10 protein-coding genes are annotated in these 22,462 nt (G+C 75.0%); 3 read left to right on the forward strand and 7 right to left on the reverse strand.

The annotated features are described in order from the left end of the window. The first annotated feature begins 23 nt into the window (after window positions 1-23). Genes KME80_RS20230 through KME80_RS20240 form a run of 3 tightly spaced genes read left to right on the forward strand, consistent with a single transcriptional unit; the run spans window position 24 to window position 9,698 of the window. Window positions 24-4,712, forward strand: a complete 4,689-nt coding sequence (locus KME80_RS20230) for a type I polyketide synthase (protein ID WP_219507372.1) — start codon at window positions 24-26, stop codon at window positions 4,710-4,712. Further along, the gene (locus KME80_RS20235; protein WP_219507374.1) at window positions 4,709-8,530 is read left to right on the forward strand and encodes an SDR family NAD(P)-dependent oxidoreductase; all 3,822 of its coding nucleotides are present in this window, start codon (window positions 4,709-4,711) and stop codon (window positions 8,528-8,530) included. The genes KME80_RS20230 and KME80_RS20235 overlap by 4 nt, the downstream gene beginning before the upstream one ends. A 7-nt stretch (window positions 8,531-8,537) precedes the next feature. Beyond that, complete coding sequence (locus KME80_RS20240; RefSeq protein WP_219507376.1) at window positions 8,538-9,698, forward strand: acyl-CoA dehydrogenase family protein; 1,161 nt, start codon at window positions 8,538-8,540, stop codon at window positions 9,696-9,698. Here KME80_RS20240 and KME80_RS52770 read toward each other — a convergent pair. The 7 genes from KME80_RS52770 to KME80_RS20275 form a co-directional block, all read right to left on the reverse strand. After that, window positions 9,661-10,332, reverse strand: a complete 672-nt coding sequence (locus tag KME80_RS52770; RefSeq protein ID WP_219507377.1) for a 4'-phosphopantetheinyl transferase family protein — start codon at window positions 10,330-10,332, stop codon at window positions 9,661-9,663. The two genes, KME80_RS20240 and KME80_RS52770, sit on opposite strands and share 38 nt — an antisense overlap. 158 nt (window positions 10,333-10,490) lie before the next feature. Continuing rightward, window positions 10,491-11,285 carry a thioesterase II family protein gene (locus tag KME80_RS20250; protein WP_219507378.1) on the reverse strand — a complete coding sequence of 265 codons (795 nt, stop codon included), beginning with the start codon at window positions 11,283-11,285 and terminating at the stop codon, window positions 10,491-10,493. Between the two features lie 10 nt (window positions 11,286-11,295). Next, the gene (locus tag KME80_RS20255) at window positions 11,296-12,369 is read right to left on the reverse strand and encodes an HAD-IIIC family phosphatase (protein WP_219507379.1); all 1,074 of its coding nucleotides are present in this window, start codon (window positions 12,367-12,369) and stop codon (window positions 11,296-11,298) included. After that, window positions 12,366-13,499, reverse strand: coding sequence for an acyl-CoA dehydrogenase family protein (locus KME80_RS52775; RefSeq protein WP_219507380.1), 1,134 nt, complete (start codon window positions 13,497-13,499; stop codon window positions 12,366-12,368). Before KME80_RS52775 ends, KME80_RS20255 begins: the two co-directional genes overlap by 4 nt. Next, a complete protein-coding gene (locus tag KME80_RS20265; protein ID WP_219507381.1) occupies window positions 13,496-13,744 on the reverse strand; it encodes an acyl carrier protein in 249 nt (82 codons plus the stop codon). Before KME80_RS20265 ends, KME80_RS52775 begins: the two co-directional genes overlap by 4 nt. Before the next feature lie 11 nt (window positions 13,745-13,755). After that, a complete protein-coding gene (locus KME80_RS20270) occupies window positions 13,756-14,607 on the reverse strand; it encodes a 3-hydroxyacyl-CoA dehydrogenase family protein (RefSeq protein WP_219507382.1) in 852 nt (283 codons plus the stop codon). Window positions 14,608-14,630: 23 nt separating this feature from the next. Then, on the reverse strand, window positions 14,631-22,462 hold a 7,832-nt coding region (locus KME80_RS20275; RefSeq protein WP_219507383.1), incomplete at its 5' end, for a type I polyketide synthase.

Genomic DNA, 22,462 nt, shown 5'->3' on the forward strand with positions numbered 1-22,462 from the left:
CTCCAGTGAATAGAGGCAGGTTGATGGATCACGGACATTCACCGGGCGACATCGCGATCATCGGCATGGCCGGGCGCTTCCCCGGTGCGACCGACATCGGGACGTTCTGGCGCAACATCAGCACCGGCGTGGAGTCGTTCACGCGCTTCTCCGACGAGGACCTGATCAGCGCGGGCGTCGACCCGGCCACGTTCCAGCAGCCGAACTACGTCAGGTCGCGGCCGATCCTGGACGACATCCGCGGCTTCGACGCGGGGTTCTTCGGCTACAACCCGCGCGAGGCCACGCTCGCCGACCCGCAGCAGCGCATCTTCCTGGAGTGCGTGTGGGAGGCGCTGGAGACGGCCGGGTACGCCGCCCCCGAGAACCGCGGCAGCGTCGGCGTGTTCGCCGGCATGAACATCAGCGGCTACCTGCTGACCCGGCTCAGGGCGTTCGAGATGGGCATCGACACCTCCGCCCTGATGATCGGCAACGACAAGGACTCGCTGGCCACGAACGTCTCCTTCCGCCTCGACCTGAACGGGCCCAGCATCTCGGTGCAGACGTTCTGCTCGACGTCGCTGGTCGCGGTGCACCTGGCGAGCGAGAGCCTGCGCCGGGGCGAGTGCGACATGGCGCTGGCCGGCGGCGTGTCGGTGCGCATCCCGGACCGGATCGGCTACCTGTGGGAGGAGGGCGGCCAGGAGTCGCCCGACGGGCACGTACGCACGTTCGACGCCGAGGGCCGGGGCAGCATGTTCGGCGACGGCGCCGCGGTGGTGACGCTCAAGCGCCTCTCGGACGCGGTCGCCGACCGCGACACGGTCTTCGCCGTGCTGCGCGCCTCGGCGATCAACAACGACGGCGCGATAAAGTTCAGCTACCTGGCGCCCAGCATCGACGGCCAGCGTCGCTGCGTGTCGTCGGCGCTGGCGCGCGCGGGCGTCGACCCGGCCGACATCTCCTACGTGGAGGCGCACGGGACCGCGACCGAGGTCGGCGACCCGATGGAGGTGGCGGCGCTGACCCGGGCGTTCGGCGAGACCGAGCGCAAGCAGTACTGCGTGCTCGGCTCGATCAAGCCGAACGTCGGCCACCTGGACCGGGCCTCCGGCGTGACCGGGCTCATCAAGGTCGTCCAGTCGCTGCGCAACGAGCTGATCCCCGGCACGCTGCACTACCGCTCCCCCAACCCCGAGATCGACTTCGCCGCCAGCCCGTTCCGCGTCACCGCCGAGCCGACGCCGTGGCCGCGCAGCGACGAGCGGCCGCGCATCGCGGGCATCAGCTCGCTGGGCATGGGCGGCACGAACGCGCACGCGATCGTCACCGAGGCGCCGCTGCCCGCCGAGCGGCCGGCCCGCCCGCACCGCTGGCAGATCCTGCCGGTGTCGGCCCGCTCGGCCGCCGCCGCCGAACGCTCCTGCGCCCGCCTGGCCGAGCACCTGGCCGCCACGGCCGACGACCTGGCCGACGTTGCGTACACGCTGCAGGCCGGGCGCAAGGTGTTCAACCACCGCAAGGTCGTGGTCGCCGACTCGGCGGGCCAGGCGGCGGAGCTGCTGGCCGACCCGGCCGGGCCGCTGGGCCGTACGGACGCGACGGTCGGCCGTAAGGTCGGCTTCCTCATCGCCGGCGTCGGCGAGCAGTACCCGGGCATGGTGGCCTCCCTCTACGCCGAGGACGCGGGCTTCCGCGCGGACGTGGACGAGTGCCTGGCCGTGCTCGGGCTCACCGGCCCCGAGCAGCTCTCGGACGTGTTCGCGCCCGCCGGGCCCGCCGCGGAGCAGGAGAGCGATCTGGCCAGGCTGCTGGGCCGGGCCACGGGCGGCGCGCCGCGCTCCACGACGGACGCGCACTTGGTGCAGCCCGCCGTGTTCGTCGCCGAGTACGCGCTGGCGCGCCGGCTCATGCGGTGGGGGCTGACCCCCGAGATCATGATCGGCTACAGCCTGGGCGAGTACGTCGCCGCCTGCCTGGCGGGCGTGCTGTCGCTGCCCGACGCGCTGCGGCTGGTCGCCTACCGGGCCAAGCTCATCACCTCCCAGCCCGAGGGCGCGATGCTGGCCGTCTCGGCGAACGAGCGGCGCCTGGCCGCGCTGCTCGGCGACGACGGCATGCGCGAGCTGGACGTGGCCGTGCGGGCGGGCTCCCAGCTCGTGCTGGCCGGGCCGGTGGACGCGGTCGAGGCGGCCGCGGCCCGGCTGCTGGAGGCCAAGATCGGCCACCGGCGGCTGGAGACCACGCACGCCTTCCACTCGCGGATGCTCGCGCCGGTCGCCGCCGAGCTGACCGCGTGGATCGCCGACAACATCACGCTGCGCCCGCCCGCGCTGCCGTACCTGAGCAACGTGACGGGCGCGCCCGCGACGGCACAGGACGTGACCGACCCCGGCTACTGGGCGCGCCACATGTGCGAGACCGTCGAGTTCGGGGCGGGCCTGGACCACGTGCTGGGCATCCCGGAGCTGGCGCTGGCCGAGATCGGGCCCGGCCAGTCGCTGGGCGCGCTGACGCGCGGCCACCCGGCCTGCGAGCGCGGCCGCTGGCCGCTCATCGTCACCACGCTGCCCGCCGCCGGCGACACGCAGGACGCGGGCGCGGCGCTGGCCACGGCGGTGGCCAAGCTGTGGCTGACCGGCGTGCCGGTCGACTGGGCGGCGCTGCACGAGGGCTGGACGCCCGGCCGCGTCCCGCTGCCGTCCTACCCGTTCGAGCACCAGGACTACTGGCTGGAGATCGACGAGTCGGCGCTGGGCGGCGGCGGTGGCGCGGCGGCGTTCGACGAGAGCGACCCGAAGAGCATCGCCAAGGCCTACCCCCGGCTGCCGGACACGCGGTGGATCCACGCGCCCGTCTGGCGCGAGACCACGACCCGCCCGCCGGTGGCCGAGGAGGCGTCCCGCTGGCTCGTCTACACCGACGACGGCGCCGCGGACGCGCTGGCCGCGCCGCTGCTGGCGCACCTGGCGGCGACCGGCCGCGAGGTGGTGCTGGTGCGGCCGGGCGAGGAGTTCTCCAGCGGCCCGGACGGGCTGCGGGTGCGGCCCGGCTCGCCCGAGGACGCCGTCTCGGCGCTGCGCGAGCTGACCGGCCGCGACTGGACGCCCGAACGGGTCGTGCACCTGTGGAACGCCGGCGGCGAGCGGCCCATCGGCGAGAGCCTGCGGCGCGGCCTGCACACGCTGGTCGCCTTCGCCCGTGCCTCCGGCGACCTGGGGCTGCCCGGCTGGAGCCTGGACATCGTCACCACCGGCGCGCACCGCGTGCACCCGGGCGACCGCGTCGACGCCGCGAGCGGCACCCTGCTCGGCCCGACCCGGCTGATCCCCGTCGAGTACCCCAAGGCCCGCACCCGGCTGATCGACCTCGACCCCGGCTCGGTCACGGCCGCGCTGCTCGCCGAGCTGCGCGCCGACCCGGCCGACCAGGTGGTCGCGCTGCGCGGCGGCCGCCGCTGGATCCCCGACTACGAGGTGCTCGACGCCGCCGTCATCGACGCGGCCGAGCCCGCGGCGCGCGTCCGTGAAGGCGGCGTGTACCTGGTCACCGGCGGGCTCGGCGGCATCGGCCTGGCGATGGCCGAGAGGCTGGCCGAGCAGTACCGGGCGCGGCTGGTGCTGCTCGGCCGCACCCCCGTGCCGCCCCGCGAGGAGTGGGAGTCGATCCTGGCCGCCGGGAGCGCCGCGGGCGAGGTCCGCAGGCGGCTGGAGGGCCTGCGCCGCCTGGAGGCGGCCGGCTCGGCCGTGCTCACCGTGGCGGGCGACGTCTCCCGCGTGGAGGACGTACGCCGCGCCGTCGAGGCGGCGGTGGAGCGGTTCGGCGAGCTCAACGGCGTCCTGCACTGCGCGGGCGTGCCAGCGGTCGGCCTCATGCAGTTCAAGACCGTCGCCGACATGGACCGGGTGCTGGCGCCGAAGGTGGCCGGCACGCTGGCGCTGGCCGAGGTGCTGCGCGAGCGGCCGGTGGACTTCCTGGCGCTGTTCTCGTCCACGACGTCGGCGACCGGCGGCGGCGCGGGCCAGGTGGACTACTGCGCGGCGAACGCGTTCCTGGACTCCTTCGCGCTCAGCGACCCGCTGCCCGGCGTGACCGTCACCTCCATCGACTGGTGCGAGTGGACGTGGAACGGCTGGACCGACGGGCTCGACAACTACGACGAGGGCTCCCGGCAGTACTTCGAGTGGTACCGGGAGAACTTCGGCCTCACCTTCGACCAGGGCTGGCAGACGCTGCTGCGGGCGCTGGCCAGCGGCGAGCGGCACGTGGTCGCGTCCACGCAGGACTTCGCGCCGATGGTGGCGATGAGCCGCCGCTCGTCGATCGAGAGCCACCAGGCGACGGTGAAGAAGATCCGCGACGCCTTCGGCCGCCACCCGAGACCCGACCTGTCGACCGCCTACGTCGAGCCGCAGTCGCCCGCCGAGGAGGCCATCGCCCAGGTGTGGATCGAGGCGCTGGGCCTGGAGCAGGTCGGCGTGCATGACAACTTCTTCGAGCTCGGCGGCAACTCGCTGCTCGGCATGGAGATCATCGCCGAGGTGCGCAAGGCGCTGGAGCTGTCCTACCTGCCGCCGCACATCCTCTACCAGGCCCCGACGATCAGTTCGCTGGCCGAGGCGGCCAGGGCGGGCGAGGAGGCGGGCGAGCAGCCGGCCGAGGCCCGCGAGCAGCAGCGGTCCAGGATCGCGCAGCGGCGCAACATGCTCAGGAGCGGAAGGACATCATGACCGGAACCGACTACGACTCCGCGGTCGCGCTGATCGGCATGTCCGGGCGCTTCCCGGGCGCCTCGGGCGTCGCCGAGCTGTGGGACAACCTGCTGGCGGGCGTCAAGGGCCTGCGGACGATCACCGACGAGGAGCTGCGCGAGGCCGGGGTGGACCCGGGCACGCTGGCCGACCCGCGCTACGTGCGCGTCGGCGGCCCGCTGGACGGGCTCGACCGGTTCGACGCCGGGGTGTTCGGCATCAACCCGCGCGAGGCCGAGACGATGGACCCGCAGCACCGGCTGTTCCTGGAGTGCTCGTGGGAGGCGCTGGAGGGCGCCGGCTACTGCCCGACGGACGTACCCGGCCAGGTCGCCGTGTTCGGCGGCTGCGGCTTCCCCGACTACGTCGTGCAGAACATCCAGCACCTCACCTCGCAGCCGGGCGGCGCGCTGCTCATGGCCGTCGGCAACGAGCGCGACTCGCTGGCCTCGCTGGTCTCCTACAAGCTGGGGCTGCGCGGGCCGTCGGTGTCGGTGCAGACGTTCTGCTCGACGTCGCTGGTGGCCGTGCACCTGGCGTGCCAGAGCCTGCTCACCTACGAGTGCGACGTGGCCGTGGCGGGCGGCGCGTTCACGCCGCTCCCCCAGCCCGCCGGCTACCTGTACGAGCAGGGCGGCATCATGTCGCCCGACGGGCGGGTGCGCAGCTTCGACGCCGAGGCGGGCGGCACGGTCATGGGCAGCGGCGCGGGCGCGGTGGCGCTCAAGCGCATGTCCGACGCGCTGGCCGACGGCGACGTGATCCACGCGGTGATCCTCGGGTCGGCGTCCAACAACGACGGCCGGCTGCGTGCCGGTTACACGGCGCCGGGCGTGGACGGCCAGGCCGAGGTGATCGAGTCGGCGCTCGGCGTGGCCGGGGTCAAGCCGGAGACCGTCGGCTACGTCGAGTGCCACGCGACCGGCACCATGCTGGGCGACTCGATCGAGCTGGCGGCGATGAGCCGGGTGTTCACGCAGGCCGGGCAGACGCCGACGGTGCTGGGGTCGGTCAAGCCGAGCCTCGGCCACCTCGACCGCGCCTCCGGCGTGACCGGGCTGATGCGGGCCGCGCTCGTTCTCAAGCACGAGCTGCTGCCGGGCACGCCCGGCTACGAGACACCGAACCCGGCGCTGGCGTCGGCGCGCGACCGCTTCACCGTGCTGACCGAGAACCGGCCCTGGCCGGAGGGCCCGCACCCGCGCCGGGCCGGGGTGAGCTCGTTCGGGCTCGGCGGCACCAACGCGCACGTGGTGATGGAGCAGGCGCCGCCCCGGCCGGAGCGGCCCGCCAGGCCCGGCCCGCACCTGCTGGTGTTCTCCGCCGCCGACGACCAGGCGCTGACGGACCTGACCGAGCGGCTGCGCCGGCACCTGACCGGCGACCGCTCCGACCTGGCGGACGTGGCGTTCACGCTCCAGGTGTCGCGGGGCGCGTTCGCGCTGCGCCGCGCCGTCGTCTGCCGCGACCGCGACGACGCGCTCGCCGCGCTGGCCGACCCGTCCCGCTGGATCGACGGCAAGACCCAGCGGCGCAACCCCAAGGTACGGCTGGCCGCGCCGGAGGACGGGACCCCGGACTCCTGGTGGGCGGAGCTGCGCGCGGCGGCGTCCTCGGTGCTCGGCCAGCCCGCCCCCGCCGGGACGGCGGGACGGGACGAGGCGCTCAGCGCGCTGGCCGACGGGCTCACGGGGATCGGCGTCCAGGTCGTCGACGGCGACGCGCAGGCCGTGGAGCTGACGGTGACCCCCGAGGAGGGCGTGGACGCCGCCTCGTGGCTGCTGTCGGCGCTGGCGCGGCTCTGGCTGGCCGGCAGCGTCGTCGACTGGGCCAAGCTGCACGGCGGCGAGGGGCGGCGCGTCGAGCTGCCGACCTACCCGTTCCAGCGGCGCAGGTTCTGGGTCAAGCCGCCCACCGGGCAGCAGCGCCAGCCGGCGGGCGAGGGCAAGACGTTCGACCGGTCGCGGTGGACCCACCTGCCGTCGTGGAAGCAGCGCCCGCTGCCCGCCGAAGGGCTCGACGAGCGGCTGCGCGAGGCCGGGCCGTGGCTGGTGCTCACCGCCGACGGGCGCGGCGAAGCCCTGGTCGAGCGGCTGACGCGGGCCGGGGCCGAGGTGACCGCCGTGCGTGACGGCGACCGGTTCGAGCAGCACGACGACGGCAGCTTCACCATCCGCTCCGGCAAGGCCGGCGACCTCGCCGAACTGCTGTACTCGCTGGTCGTCAGCCCGCGCGCGATCGTGCACGGCTTCAGCCTGGCCGCCGCCGAGCCCGGACCCGGCGCCGATCCGGTGGCGCACTTCGCCGCCGAACAGGACCGCGGCTTCTACTCGGCGCTGGAGCTGGCCCGCGAGCTCGTCGACAACACCGGGTCCGCGCCCCGGGCGGAACTGGTCCTGCTCACCTCCCACGCGGTGAACGTCGCCGGGGCCGAGCTGCGCCACCCCGAGCACGCCACGCTGGCGGCGCTCGCCCCCAGCCTCCAGCAGGAGAACCCGCGCCTGCGCTGCCGCCACGTCGATCTCGACGACCTCGACGACCTCGACGACCTGGGCGACCTGGCCGGCGGGGTGGAGGCCGCGCTGGCCGCGGCCGTCTGCGAGCACGAGGGCCCGATGGCCGTGCGCGCGGGCGAGACGTGGCTGCGCCACTACGAGCCGTTCCCCATCGCCGAGCCGGACCCGGCGCGGCGGCCGTTCCGCGACGGCGACACCGTCCTGATCACCGGCGGCCTCGGCGACGTCGGGCTCGTCCTGTCCCGCCACCTGGCCGACGCGTACGGCTGCCGGCTGGTGCTCACCGGCCGCTCCCCGCTGCCGCCCCGGCAGGAGTGGGACGCCTACCTGGCGGACGTGCCTCCCGGCGGCGAGCGGACCGCCCGCCACATCCGCAACATCCGCGACCTGGAGAGCCGGGGCGCGACGGTGCTGGCCCTGTCGGCCGACGTGGCCGACGAGGAGCGCATGCGCGCCGTCGTGGCCGAGGCGGTCGAGCGGTTCGGCGGCATCGACGTCGTCGTGCACGGCGCCGGCGTGCAGGACGGCGCCTACTTCAACTTCGCCCACCTGATGGACCGCCAGCAGTGCGACGCCCACCTGGCGGCCAAGGTGACCGGATTCCACGTGCTGCAGAAGGTGCTCGGCGACCACTGCCCGGACCGGCGCATCACGCTGTCGTCCATCGCGGCCGTGCTCGGCGGCATGACGCTCGGCCCGTACGCCGCCGCCAACGCCGCGCTCGACGCGTACGTGCGGGTGGCCCGCACCAGCGGCGGCGGGCGGTGGGTCACGGTCGACTGGGACACCTGGAACATCGACCCCGACCGGGTGGCCGGCCACAGCGGCGCCGTCGTCGACTACGCGATGACGCCCGCCGAGGGCGTGGACGTGTTCGAGCGGGCGCTGTCGGCCGCCGGGCACGCCGGCCACTTCGTCATCTCGACCGGCTCCCTGGACGCCCGCATCGCCCAGTGGGTCACCGGCGACATCCACGAGGCCGGCGACGACGATGACGACCAGGAGCGGCACCCGCGCCCCGAGCTGAACAACGCCTACGTGGAGCCGCGCGAGGGCACCGAGGCCACGCTGGCCGCGATCTGGTCCCGCGTGCTCGGCATCGACCCGATCGGCGCCCTGGACAACTTCTTCGAGCTCGGCGGGCATTCGCTGCTGGCCATCGAGCTCACCACCCGCGTCCGCAAGGCGCTGAACGCGTCGGTGCCGGTCACCGGCCTGCTGGAGTGCCCGACGGTGCGCCAGCTCGCCGAGCTGCTCGACGCCCGCGACGAACAGGAGTGAGCGACCCATGAAGCAGCCCGCGTACCTGAGGACCGTGCAGGGGTTCGCCCGCCGCGAGCTGGCGGGCAAGGACGCGTACCTGGACTCGCTGGCCGAGGCGCCGTTGCCGCTGTACGAGCGGTTCGGCGCCACCGGCCTGGCCAACTGGTGGCTGCCCAAGGAGGCAGGCGGGCCCGGCCTCGGGCTGGAGGAGAGCGTGCGCATCACCGCCGAGCTCGCCTACGCCGACGCCGGGGTGGCCTTCACCCTGTTCATCCCGATCCTGACCACGAGCATGGTGACGTGGTACGGCGGCGAGGAGCTCGCCAAGCGCCACCTCGGCGACCTCGTGGCGACCAACGGCTTCGCCGCCACCCTCGGCAGCGAGCACGCCGCGGGCAGCGAGCTGGCCAGGATCACCACGACCGCGCGCACCGAGGGCGGCGACGTCGTCCTCGACGGGACCAAGGCGTTCTCCACCAACACCGACTTCGCCCGCTTCCTCGTCGTCGTGGCGCGCGCCCAGGACGACCCGGCCGGCTACCTGGCCGTGCTGGTGCCGCGCGACACGCCCGGCATCACCGTGGACAAGCGCTGGGACGTGATCGGGCTGCGCTCGTCCGCGACCTACCAGGTGTCGCTGTCGGGCGTCCGCGTCCCGGCCGCGAACGTGCTGCGCGGCAACGGGCTGCGGCTGCTGGAGGTGGGGCTGAACGCCAGCCGCATCCTCATCGCGGCCACCGCCCTCGGCATCGCCCGTCGGGTGCGTGACGTGTGCATGGAGTACGGCGCCGCCAAGACCGTCAAGGGGGCGCCGCTGACCGGCAACGCCGTGTTCGCCAGCCGGCTCGGGCAGATGGAGATGCAGATCGAGGTCATGGCCAACCAGTGCCTGGCGGCGGCGCGCGCCTACGACGCCATCGCCGCCCGGCCGGACGCGGGCGAGGAGTTCCTGCGGCTCGGCACGCTCAAGCAGGCGCTGACGGCGAAGATGTTCTGCGGGCAGACGGGGTGGCAGATCGCCTCGACCGCGTCGGAGATGTTCGGCGGGCTCGGCTACACGCACGAGTCCGTCATCGGCAAGCTGCTGCGGGACATGCGGTACGTGTCGATCGTCGAGGGCGGCGACGACGTGCTGCGCGAGCTGGTGTTCAGCCGGTACGTGGTGCCGGTGTCCAAGCGGTCGTGACCACCACGGCGGCGCGGTAGCCGGGGGCCACGTCCAGCGGGTGGGCGTGGCACTCGGGGAAGCGCGAGGAGCGTGACAGCACGGTGGCGTGCGTCGCGCTCCTTTCGCGTACGACGACGTCGCTCAGGGCGGCCAGGCCGGCGCCGGACGCCTTCACGTACGCCTCCTTGACGGTCCACAGGCGGAAGAACGCGTCCGGGCCCTCGGCGCGCACGCGGTCGGCCTCCTCGGGCTGGTAGAAGCGCCGGGCGAGGGCCAGGTGGTCGGCGTCGGCGCGGACGCGCTCCACGTCGACGCCCACGCGGCCGCCCGGCGGGGCGACGGCGACGAGCGCCCAGCCGCCGGAGTGCGACAGGTTGAAGTCCGGCCCGCCGCCGTCCGCCAGGCACGGCCGCCCGGCCTCGTCCCGGCCGAACCCGAGCCCCGCCGGGTCGGCGCCGCGCGCCCGCCCCAGGATCGCGCGCAGCGCCGCGTGCGCCACCACGTAGCGGCGGCGCTCCCCGCCGTCCGCGAACCCCAGCGCGCGCTCGCGCTCGTCCTGGGACAGCAGCCGCCATCCCCGGGCGGCGTCCGGCCGGTCCAGATCGACCCGCCACACCCGCACCCCGCCGCCGGGGACTCCCACAGGCGACACCCGGGCCTCCACGCCGGCGTTCCCGGCGTTCCCGGAAGGAGCGGGCCCCCGCACGGCGGCGCGCGACCTCGGGAGGGTGCGCGGCGTGCGGGGGCCGGAGGGTTCGGCGGACGCCGTGGGGGGTGGGGCCGGCGGGTCCCCCCAGACCCGCCGGCTGGTCACACCCACGGGCGCAGCGCCTGGGCGACGAGGCGGTGCGTGCGCGCCGCCTGCTCGAAGACGGCGAAGTGGCCGCCGTCGAACGGGTGCAGCGCGAACGGGGCGGCCGTCTGGTCGCGCCAGCGCGCCACCTTCTCCGGCGCGACCCGGGGGTCCGACGCGCTGGGCAGCGCCGAGATCGGCACGTCCAGCGGCGGCTCCTCCTGGTACACGTACGTCTCCTTGACGGTGAAGTCCGCCTGGACGGCCGGCAGGATCATCGCCAGCGCCTCCGGGTCGGACAGCAGCCACTCGGGCGTCCCGCCGAGCCGGCGCAGCAGGGCGACGACCTCGGGCCCGCTCATCCCGCGCACCGGCGGGCCGGGCTCGTAGGTGACGTGCGGGGCGTCGGCGCCGGAGACGAACAGGTGCACCGGCTCCGGCCCGCCGCGCCGCCGGACCTCCCGGACGAGCTCGAAGGCCACCAGCCCGCCGAGGCTGTGCCCGTACAGGGCGTAGCGGCGGCCGGCGGCCGACAGCTCGACGTCGGCGAGCACCACGTCGGCCAGGTCGGAGACGAGCTCCGGCATGCTCAGGTACGGCGGCTCCTTGTGCCGCCCCTCCCGGCCGGGCGGCTGCACCGGCTGGACGGCGACGCCCGGGAGCTTGCGCTGCCACAGCCGGAACGCCGAGGCGGCGCCGCCGGCGTGGGGCAGGCAGTAGAGCGGCAGCGCCCCCGGCTCGGCCCCGGTGAGCGTCCGGAACGGCAGCCAGCGGACGAGCACGTCGTCGCTGGTCAGATCATGGACGGTCATGGTCGGTCCCTCATTCGGCGATCTCCAGCTTCACGTAGGCGGGAGGCGGCTGCACGGCGTCCAGATCGGCCTCCAGCACCACCTGCGCGCCGTCCCGGCTCACCTCCCTGAACCCGGCGAAGGCGTACGTGATCTGCATCATGCGGTTGCGGCCGGTCTCCACGAAGTCGGCGCGGACGGCGACGCCCGCCTCGGCCGCCAGCCGCAGGATGTGGTTGAGCAGCACCATCCCCACGCCGCGTGACATGACCCGGCACGACATGAGCATCATGCACAGCCGCCAGCTCTTCTCCTCCTTCTCCACCAGGGCCAGCCCGATCTTTCCGTAGCTGCCGAACCTGTCGGTGAGCGAGGCGACGAGGAGCAGGTGGTCGGGTGACTCGCGCAGCGCGTCGAGCTCGTCGTAGGAGTAGGTGCGGCCGGTGGAGTTGAGCTGGTTGGTGCGGACGGTCAGTTCCTCGGCCCGCTGCAGGTCCTCCCGGCGGGCGGGCGCGATGGTGAACGTCATGCCGAGCCCGGCGAGGAACTCCTCGCTGGTGCCGACGAACTCCTGCTCCAGCTCGTCCCTGGCGATCTGGCCCTGGTACATGGCGCGCCGCTGGGCCGACTCGTCGGTGACGAACCGGGGCCGGAACTCGGGCCTGGCCAGCGCCTCCTCCAGGTCCAGGATGTCGACGCAGGTGACGTCGGGCACCTCGTGGGCGACCTCGGCGCGTTCGAACTCCTGGTCGTCGACGAACGCGAACGCGTCCAGGCCGAGGTTGAGCGCCTTGGCGATGACCTTGATGGACTCCGACTTGGCGTTCCAGTTGATCTGCGGGTGCAGGAACATGTCCTCCAGCCCGAGCTCGCGCAGCTTGGCCATGGCCGTGTCGTGGTCGTTCTTGCTGGCGACGGAGTGCAGCACGCCCTTGCGGTCGAGCTCGTGGATGCGCTCGACCACGGCGGGGCGCACGGTGACGTCGCCGTCCTCCAGCAGGACGCCGTTCCACAGCGTGTTGTCGAGGTCCCACACGATGCACTTGATGCGGCCGCGGGCGGGCTTGGCGGGCAGCGCGCCTGGCCGCTCGGTGGTCACGGTCATCTGGTCGTCTCCCGTTCTGCCTGGCCGGCGATGGTGATCCGCTGGACCTCGTTGCTGCCTTCGATGATCTCCATGACCTTGGCGTCACGGTAGAAGCGCGCCACCGGGGAGCCGGGGGCGCAGCCGCTGGCGCCGTGGATCTGGACGGCCTCGGAGGCGTGCCTGGCCGCGGCGGTGGAGGCGAAGTACTTCGCCACCCAGGTGGCCATGATCGTGGCGGACTCGCCGGCGTCCTTGAGCCGGCCGGCCTCGGCGACGAGCAGCCGGGCCGCCCGCGCGTCGGTGACCATGTCGGAGAGCTTGGCCTGGATGAGCGGCAGCTCGGCCAGGGGCCGGCCGCCGACCTCGCGGCGGGCGGCGTAGCCGGCCGACGCCTCCAGGCACGCCTGGACGATGCCGAGCGACCCGGCGGCGACGCTGTAGCGGCCGAGGTCGAGGGTGCCGGTGAGGACCATGCCGGCGGTGAACCCGCTCGGGCCGAGCAGCGCGTCGGGGCCGAGGGCGACGCCGTCGAACGTGATCGTCGCCAGCATGGACGCGCGGGTGCCGAGCATGTCGTCGATCGGCGTGACCGTCACGCCCGGCGTGTCCCTCGGCACCAGGAAGGCGCCGATGCTGGTGGCGGTGCGGGCGAAGACGAGGAACACGTCGGCCCGCTGGCCGCCGGTCGTCCACGTCTTCACCCCGTCGATCACCCAGCCGTCGCCCGTCTGGGTGGCGGTGGTGGTGATGCCGGCGGCGTCGCTGCCGGCGCCGGGCTCCGACAGGCAGAACGCGCCGAGCGCGTCCCCGGCGGCGAGCGGCGCGGACCAGCGGTCGCGCTGCGCGTCGGTGCCCCAGCGGCGCAGCGTCCACGACACCATCGTGTGCACGGTCAGCAGGCTGCGCAGCGACGAGCAGCCCCGGCCCACCTCCTCGTGCACCTCGCCGAGCGTGACCATGTCCATCGACAGCGGGTCCCACAGCCCGGCTTCGGCGGCCCGTCGCAGCAGGTCCTCGGGGACGCGCCCGCTGCTGTCGTAGGCGTCGGCGTACGGCACGACGTGGGTGTCCACGAACGCGCGGGCCGAGCTGCGGCCGGTGACGGGGGCGGCGCCCGCCGGAGCGGGCGCCGTGCTGGTGAGGGTCACGCGACGGCCAGGTCGGAGGTGAGCCGCGCCACCAGCGCGGACATGGCGTCGGCGGTGCGGAAGTTGTCGATGCGCAGCTCCTCGTTGGGGATGGTGACGCCGAACGTCTTCTCGACGAACATGACGAGCTCCATGGCGAACAGGGAGTTGACGAAGCCGAGCGCGAAGATGTCCTGCGACTCGTCGATCTCCGCCTGCGGGTAACGGCCGCGGATGAAGTCGAGGATCTGGGTCTTGCTGGACATGGGTGACTCCTTCAGCTCTGGGTGGTGTAGGTGTAGAAGCCGCGGCCTGACTTGCGTCCGTGCAGGCCGGCGTCGGTCATCTGCTTGAGCAGCGGGCAGGGACGGTACTTGCTGTCGGCGTAGTGCTCGTAGAGCACCTCGACGCTGTAGAGGATGGTGTCGACGCCGATCAGGTCGGCGGTCTCCAGCGGGCCCATCGGGTGGCCGAAGCAGCCGCGGAACACCTCGTCCACCGACTCGGCGTCGGCGACGCCCTCGTGCACCAGGTAGGCGGCCTCGTTGACGGTCAGCATGAGGACCCGGTTGGAGATGAAGCCGCACGAGTCCTTGACGTCGACGGCCTTCTTGCCCATCGCCGTCAGCAGGTCCCTGGTGCGCTGGATCGTCTCGGGCGAGGTGTGGAAGCCGGGGATCAGCTCCACGACGGGCTTGGCGGGCACCGGGTTCATGAAGTGCACGCCGATGACCTTGTCGGGGCGGCCGGTGACGGCCGCCATCTTGGTGATGGGGATGGCCGAGGTGTTGACGACGAAGACGGTGTCGGGCCCGCACTCGGCGTCGAGCGTCTCGTACACCTCCCGCTTGACGTCCCAGTTCTCCGTCACGTTCTCGATGACGAGGCTCGCCTTGGCGGCGCCGGCGGCGCCGACGGCGGTGGTGATCCTCGACAGGATCTCGTCGGGGTCCAGGGCGGGACCGCCCATGAGGCGGCTCATCCGGGCGTTGCGGCCGATGGTGGCCAGCGCGTCCGCGAGGATGCGCTCGTCCTTGTCGACCAGGACGACCTCGTGGCCGGTCTGGGCGAGGTTCTGGGCCACGCCGACGCCCATCACGCCGGCGCCGATCACGCCGATCACGGTCATGTCCGCTCCTTCAGGTTGGGGTGTCACCGGCCGCGTCTGCGGGCGGCGGAGGCTTCGAGCCCGGATCTGCGCAGCTGCGCGCGGACCTGGCTGCCGCCTGGGTCGGCGGCCGCGGGCGCCGTGCCGGAGGCCAGGGCCTCGGCGGTGCCGGCGAGCGCGGCCACGGTGGGCGACTCGTAGAGGATGTGCGGCGGCAGCTCGGCCAGCTCGAACGCGCGGCGGACCGCCGCCACGATCGAGACGCCGAGCAGGGAGTTGCCGCCGAGTTCGAAGAAGTTGTCGTGCACGCCGACGCGTTCCAGCCGCAGCGACTCCGCCCAGATCGCGGCGATGGTCTCCTCGGCGTGGCCGGACGGCTCCTGGTAGGGGGTGAGCAGTTCGGGGCGGGGGTGCCGTTCGCCGCCGGTCCCGCCCAGGCCGGGCGAGGTCACCGCCTCCAGGGTGAAGCGGGCGCTGCCGGCGACGAGGGTGGGGAAGTCCTGGGTGGAGACGACGACGCGCGGCTCGCCGGTGGCCAGGGCGCGCCGCAGGGAGCGCCAGCCGTCGTCGAAGCCGATGCCGATCCTGGCCCGGTTGTCGCGGAAGAAGTCGCGCAGCGCCTCCTCGTAGCCGTCGAGCCCGGCCTCCCAGGCGTTCCACGTCCATTCGCCCCAGCCGATGGCGACGACGCGGCGGCCGGTGGCGGCCAGCCGGCAGGCGTAGGCGTCCAGGTAGGCGTTGGCGGCGCAGTAGTCGACCTGGCCGGGGCCGCCACCGGTGGCGGAGGTGATGGAGGAGAACAGGGCGAGGAAGTCGAGCGGGATCTCGCCGGGTTCGCCGATGCGCAGCGCCTCGGCGACGGCGTGGACGCCGCCGACCTTGGGGGCGAGCACGTCGTCGAGCTCCTCGGGCCGCTTGAACTGCATGAGCCCCATCGCGGGGACCCCGGCGGCGTGCAGGACGCCGTGCAGCGCGCCGAACCGGTCGAGGGCGGCGTCGACGGCGCGGCGCACGTCGGCGGCGGAAGCCGCGTCGCCGGTGACGAGCTCGACCTCGGCGCCCGCCTCGATGAGGGCGGTGACCTCGGCGACGCGCCGCCTGGTGGTCTCCCCGGCGTGCCGCTCGCCCGAGAGGACGGCGGGCCATTCGGCGCGGGGCGGCAGGCCGGTCCTGGCGAGCAGGACGAGCTTGGCGGCGCGTTCGCGGGCCAGGTGACCGGCCAGGCCGAGGGCGATGCCGCCCAGGCCGCCGGTGATCAGGTAGACGCCGCCGTCGCGCAGCGGGTCGGGGGCGTCGGGCACGGGCATCGGGTCGTAGCCGGGCAGCCAGCGGCGGCCCCGGCGCAGCGCCACGGTGCGGTCGCCGTGCGGGCGGGCCAGCTCGGCGGTGAGCGCGTCCAGGTCGGTCGCGGCCGGGTCGCCGGGCAGGTCGACGAGGCGGGTGGTCACGCCGGGGTACTCCAGCGGGATCACCAGGCAGGGTCCGGCCAGGGTGGCGCCGGACGGGTCGGCGACCTCCTCGCCGAGCACCTGCTGGGTGCCGGAGACGGCCACGTCGAGCGACCAGCCGCCGATGCCGGACTCGCCGGCGGCGCGGGCGAGCGCGACGAGCGTGTGCAGGCCGCGCGTGACGGTGAGCTCGTGCGGGCCCGGCTCCAGCGACCACAGGTGGACGACGCGCTCCAGCGGCCGGCCGGCGGCGCGCAGGTCGCGCAGCAGGGCGAGGAGGTCGTCGACGCTGCCGGGCCGGACCGTGTGGCCGTCCGGGGTCGCGGTGTAGGCGTCGCCGGGGCGGACCAGGGTGACGGTGGCGCCGGTGGCGGCCAGCCTGCGGGCGGCCTCGTCGGCCAGGCCGTCGCGGGTGAACACCAGCCAGGAGCCCGGCTGAGCGGTGGCGGGCGCGGGGGCGGCGGTCTGCCGCCACACGGGCAGGTAGAGCCACCGGTCCTCGGGCAGCTTGGGCAGCCCGGCGACGGCCTCGAACAGGTCCTCCGGCTCGGCGGCGACGGCCTTGGCGCGGGCGGGCGGGTCGATCCAGTGGCGCTGCCGCTGGAACGGGTAGGTGGGCAGCGGGATCCGGCCCGGCGCCCCGGCCGCGCCGCCGTCGCCGCCGTCGCGGCCGTGGTAGGCGTCCCAGTCGAGGGTGACGCCGCACAGCCACAGCCTGGCCAGGCAGCCGGCCAGCGTCTCGTCGCCGGGGGTGCCGTCGCTCGCGCCGGGCATGGTGTGGGTGATCAGCGGCCACCGCTCGGGCGGGCAGCCGGTGGCGCGGACCAGCGCGCCGAGCGACTGTCCCGGCCCGATCTCCACGACGGCCAGCTCCGGGTCGGCGAGCAGCCGTTCCGCGCCGTCGGCGAACCGCACCGTCGCGCACATGTGCCGCGCCCAGTAGCCGGGGTCGCACACCAGCGCGGCGTCCGCGACGTCGCCGGTCACGTTCGACACGTACGGCAGCGCGGGCGGGTTGAGCGTGACGTTGGCCTTGACCCACTGGGTGAGGTCGTGGGCGGCCGGTTCGAGCATGCGGGAGTGGAAGGCGTGGCTGGTCTCCAGGGGGCGGCACGGGATCTCGGCGGCGCGCAGCTCGGCGGCCAGGGCGGCGACGGGCTCGGCGGGGCCGGCGACGACGGTGACCTGGGGGCCGTTGACGGCGGCGACGTCCAGGCCGCGCTCCTCCAGCCGGAAGCGGCGGGCCAGCGCGGCGGCGGGCATCGAGACGGCGAGCATCGACCCGCCGGGCAGCTCGGCGATGAGCTTCGCCCGGTGGGCGACGAGCGCGACGGCGTCCTGGAGGGAGAGCACGCCCGACAGGCAGGCGGCGACGTACTCGCCGAGGCTGTAGCCGAGCATGATCTCCGGCTGGACGCCCCACGCCATGAGGGTGCGCGCCAGCGCGTACTCCACGGCGAACAGGGCGGGCTGGGCGAGCTCGGTGCGCGCCAGCGTCGCGGCCCGCGCCCCGTCCGGCCCGCCGCCGGAGGCGGTCTCCCGGCCGAGGAGGGCGGCCAGGCCGGGGGCGGCGGCGCGGTCGCCGGTGAGCAGGTCCGCGACGCCGGTCACGTCCATGACGCCGGCCAGCGCCGCCAGGCAGTCGTCGAGCGCCTGGCGGAAGGCGGGCTCGTGGCGGTGCAGGTCGGCGGCCAGGCCCGGGTACTGCTCGCCGACGCCCGCCAGCAGGAAGGCGACCCGGCGGCCCTGCGCGGTGTCGGTGCGGGAGAGCAGGCCCGCGCCGCCGTCCAGCGCGGCCGCCGCGCCGGCCGCGTCGGCGGCCACCAGCGCGCGCCGGTGCTCGAACGTCTTCCGCCCGGCCTGCAGCGTGTACGCGGCGTCGGCCAGCCGGACGCCCGGCTCGGCCGCCAGGTGCCGGCCCAGCCTGCGGCACGCCTCGTCGGCCGCCGCGGCGGCGCGGGCCGACACCGGCAGCACCTGGTAGCGGCGGCCCTGCGGCTCGGCGTCGCGGGAGACGGCCGGGGGCTCCTCGATCACCATGTGGACGTTGGTGCCGCCCATGCCGAGCGAGTTCAGCCCGGCGATGCGCGGGCGGCCGTCACGGGTCCGCCACGGCGACAGCTCGGTGTTGACGTAGAACGGGCCGGACTCGAAGTCGATCTCCGGGTTGGGGCTGGTGTAGTGCAGACTGGCCGGGATCACGCCGTCGCGGATCGCGAACGCGGTCTTGATCAGCCCGCTCGCCCCGGCCGCCCGGTCCAGGTGGCCGACGTTCGTCTTGACCGACCCGATCGCGCAGTAGCGGCGCTCGCTGGTCGGGCCGAAGGCGCGGGCGAGCGCGGCCACCTCGATCGGGTCGCCCAGCTCGGTGGCGGTGCCGTGCGCCTCGACGTAGCTGATGTCCTCGCCGGTGACGCCGGCGTCGGCCATCGCGTCGGCGATCACCCGCGACTGGCCGACGACGCTGGGCGCGGTGTAGCCGACCTTGAGCGCGCCGTCGTTGTTCATCGCCGTGCCGCGGATCACCGCCCAGACGTGGTCGCCGTCGCGCAGCGCGTCCGGCAGCCGCTTGAGCAGGACGGCGGCGGCGCCGTCGCCGAACATGCTGCCCTTGGCCCGCGCGTCGAACGTGCGCACGTGCCCGTCGGGCGACTCCTGCCCGCCCGGCCCGTACAGGTGGCCGACGCGGTCCGGCACCCGGATGGAGACGCCGCCCGCCAGCGCGAGCTCGCACTCGCCGTTGCGCAGCGACTGCACCGCCAGGTGCGCGGCGACCAGCGACGTGGAGCAGAACGTCTGCACGGCGACGCTCGGCCCGTGCAGGTCGAGCAGGTACGACACGGTCGTGGGCAGCGCGTCCTTGTCGTTGCCCATGATCACTTCGAAGTCGCTGAAGCCAGCCTTGCCGCCCGCGCCCAGCAGGTGGTCGGTCATCCTCAGCAGGTAGGTGCTGATGTTGGCGCCGCCGAACACGCCGACCCGGCCCCGCCGCTCCGGCGCGGCGTACCCAGCCTGCTCCAGCGCCTCCCAGCACACCTCCAGGAACGCCCGCTGCTGCGGGTCGGTGATGGCGGCCATGCGCGGGCTCATCCCGAAGAACGCCGCGTCGAAGCCCCCGACGTCGTCCAGCACCGGCCGCGCCGGCACGTACGCCGGGTCGCGCACCTGCTCGGGGTCGGCCCCGGCGGTCAGTAGCTCGTCCTCGGAGAAGAACGTGATCGACTCGACGCCCTCGCGCAGGTTCCGCCAGAACGCGTCCACGTCCGGCGCGCCGGGGAAACGGCCCGCCATCCCGACGATCGCGATCCGCCGGTCGTCGTCCTCGGTGACGCGCTCCACCCGCGCGGCCCGTACGGGCTCGGCCTGCGGCGCGGCGGTGGAACGGCGCTCGTCGAGCACGGCGGCCAGCGTGGCGACCGTGGGCGCCTCGAACAGGGTCACCGTCGGCACCGCGATCCCGTGCCGCTTCTTCACCAGCGCCAGCATCTGCAGCGCCACCAGGGAGTTGCCGCCGAGGTCGAAGAAGTTGTCCCGGGTGCCGACGGGCTCCACGCCCAGCACCTCCGACCAGAGCGCCGCCAGGTCCCGCTCGGCCTGCGTGATCGGGGCCGTGTACGGCTGGGGCAGCTCGGGGCGGGGGAAGCGGTCGCCGCTCCCGGCCGCCTCCGGGCCCGGCGCGCTCATGGCACGCGGGAGCCGGTCGTCGAGGCCGCCCGCGGCGACCACGACGTGCGGGGCGGCGCCGGCCCGGACCCGGTCGAAGGCCGCCAGGGCCTCCTCCGCCGTCATCGAGTGCGCCGCCATCGCCGCGCCCAGGCCGCCCTCGATGCGGTCGAGCGTCACCGCCCAGGTGTCCCAGCTCGCGGCCGTCCACCGGGTGGCGCCGCCGTGGTGGCGGTGGGCGATCGCCGTCAGCGCCGCGTTCGCGGCGGCGTAGCTGCCGAACGTGATGCCGCCCAGCAGCGACGACGTGGAGGCGAACAGCACGCAGAAGTCCGGCGTCAGCTCCGTGCCCGCCAGCGCCTCGGCCAGCGCCAGCGCGCCGCCGACCTTGGCGTCGAAGTGCCGGGCCACCGCGTCCGCGTCCAGCTCGCGCAGCGGGCGGAACGTGTCGGGCGTGGTCACGGCGGCGGCGTGCACGACGCCGTCCAGCCGGTCCAGCCCGGCCAGCAGCGCGCGCACGGCGGCCGGGTCGGTGACGTCCACGCGGGGCGCGCTCACCTCGACGCCCAACTCCCGCAGCGCGTCGACCGCGTGCCGCCGCGGGTGGCCCGGGTCGTCCGGCACGCCGCCCCGGCTGGCCAGGACCAGCCTGCCCGCCCCGGCGCGGGCCAGGTGCCCGGCCAGCAGCAGGCCCACGTCCCCGAGCCCGCCCGTCACCAGGTACGTCCCACCCCGCCGCACCGGGGCCCCGTCCGCCGGGGTGGCGTCGTCGGGGGTGTAGGCGCGGGTCAGGCGGGTGCCGTGGCGGTAGGCGACGAAGACGTCGCCGGGCGGGGTGCGGAGCTCCGCCTCCAGCGCCTCGGCCACCTCGGCGGCGTCCGCGTCCCCGGCCACGTCCACGGTGGCGCAGTCGAGGTTCAGGTACTCCTGGTTGGCGACCATCGGCAGCGTCGCGGCGGCGGCCATCCCCGGGTCGGGGCGCTCCCCGGCGGCCACGGCCTGCCCGCCGCGCGTCACGACGATCACCCGCGCGGCCGTCTCGGCGGTCGCCTCCCCCCAGGCCGCCAGCATCGCCGCCACGGGCAACACCGCCCCCCGCCCATCCCCTCCCATGACAGCGGCCCCTTCGGGGAGCGCACGCCCGTCGGGGGTTGCGGGCTCGTCGGTGGTGGAGGGGCCTGTGGGGGTGGTGTGGTGGGCGTTGCCGCCGTCGGGGCCGATGCCGTCGCGGTCGTCGCCGCCGTCCGGGCCGACCTCGCCGTCCTGTCCGTCGCGGTCGTCGCCGCCGTCCGGGCCGGCGCCGCCGTCGGGGCCGGGGGTTCCGGCCGGGACGGTGGGGGATGCGGCCCCGTTCGGGAGGCTGGGTCCGTTCGCCAGGATCGCTTCGCCGTACGGGACGGTCCCGCCGTACGAGGTGGCGGGGCCGGTCGGTGGGGTGAGGAGGCGGAGGTCGAGGATCGTGAGGCCGTCCGTCGTGAGGCGGGTGGCGAGGGCGGCGGGGTCGGCGGGGTCGAACGTGCAGCCGTCGGGGGTCTCGGTGAAGGCGTCGCCGGGGACTGCGGTGACGACGTCGGCGCCGGTGGCGCGGAGGGACCGGGCGAGGGTGTCGCCGGCGCCGCCGGGGCCGTCGGTGAGGAGGACGTAGCGGGTGGCCTGGAGCTCGGACGACGCGGGCGGGGCGGGGGTCCAGCGGGGGGACAGCAGGGACACGTGCCCGGCCCGGGGCGCGGCGTCCGCGGGGAGCTCGGCGGCGGGCGAGGCGGCGGCGGGGAGGGTGGGGGTTGCGGGCGGGTTCACCCAGAAGCGCTCGCGCTGGAACGGGTAGGTGGGCAGCCCGACCTTGGCGACGGGCCGGTCCTGCCGGTAGCCGGCCCAGTCGACGGGGACGCCCGCGAGCCAGAGCCGCCCGGCGGCCTCGGCGAGCACGGCGCGGGCGGGGCGCGGGTCGGCGGCGCCGGGCAGGGTGGCGACGACGAGCGGCCAGCGGTCCGGCGGGCAGTCGGCGTGGCCGCGCGCCATGGCGCCCAGCGACTGGCCGGGCCCGATCTCCAGGAGCGCGGGTTCGCCGTCGTGCCGCAGGAGGGTGCGCAGCATGTCGTGGAAGCGGACGGGCTCGCACATGTGGCGGGCCCAGTAGGCGGGGTCGGTGACGTGCCCGGCCGTGGCGATCTCGCCGGTGACGTTGGACACGTACGGGATCTGGGGCGGGTGGAGGGTGACGTGGGCGGCGATCCACGCGGTGAGGCGGTCCCGGAGGGGTTCCATCATCGCGGAGTGGAAGGCGTGGGTGGTGGCGAGCGGCCGGCACGGCACCGCGTCGGCCTCCAGGAGCGCCCGGGCGGCGGCGACGGCCTGCGGTTCGCCGGACAGGACGGTGAGCTCGGGGCCGTTGACGGCGCCGACGCCGACGCCGGTGATGCCGGCGCGGCGGATGCGGTCCAGGACGTCGGCGGCGGCCAGCGGCACGGCGGCCATGGCGCCTTCGGGGAGTTCGCCGATGAGGCGGGCGCGGTGGGTGACGAGGGCGACGGCGTCGTCGAGGGTGAGCACGCCGGCCAGGCAGGCGGCGACGTACTCGCCGAGGCTGTAGCCGGCCAGGATCGCCGGCTCGACGCCCCACGACCGGACGAGCGTGGCGAGCGCGTACTCGACGGCGAACAGGGCGGGCTGGAGCGTCTCGGTGGGGGTGGCGGCGGGCTCGGCGGTGCGGCCGAGCAGGGCGCCGAGCCCGCCGCCGGTGCCGGGGCCGGGGCGGGGGGCGAGCA

It is taken from the genome of Nonomuraea ceibae, from assembly GCF_019396325.1.
In the GTDB taxonomy this organism is placed as follows: domain Bacteria; phylum Actinomycetota; class Actinomycetes; order Streptosporangiales; family Streptosporangiaceae; genus Nonomuraea; species Nonomuraea ceibae.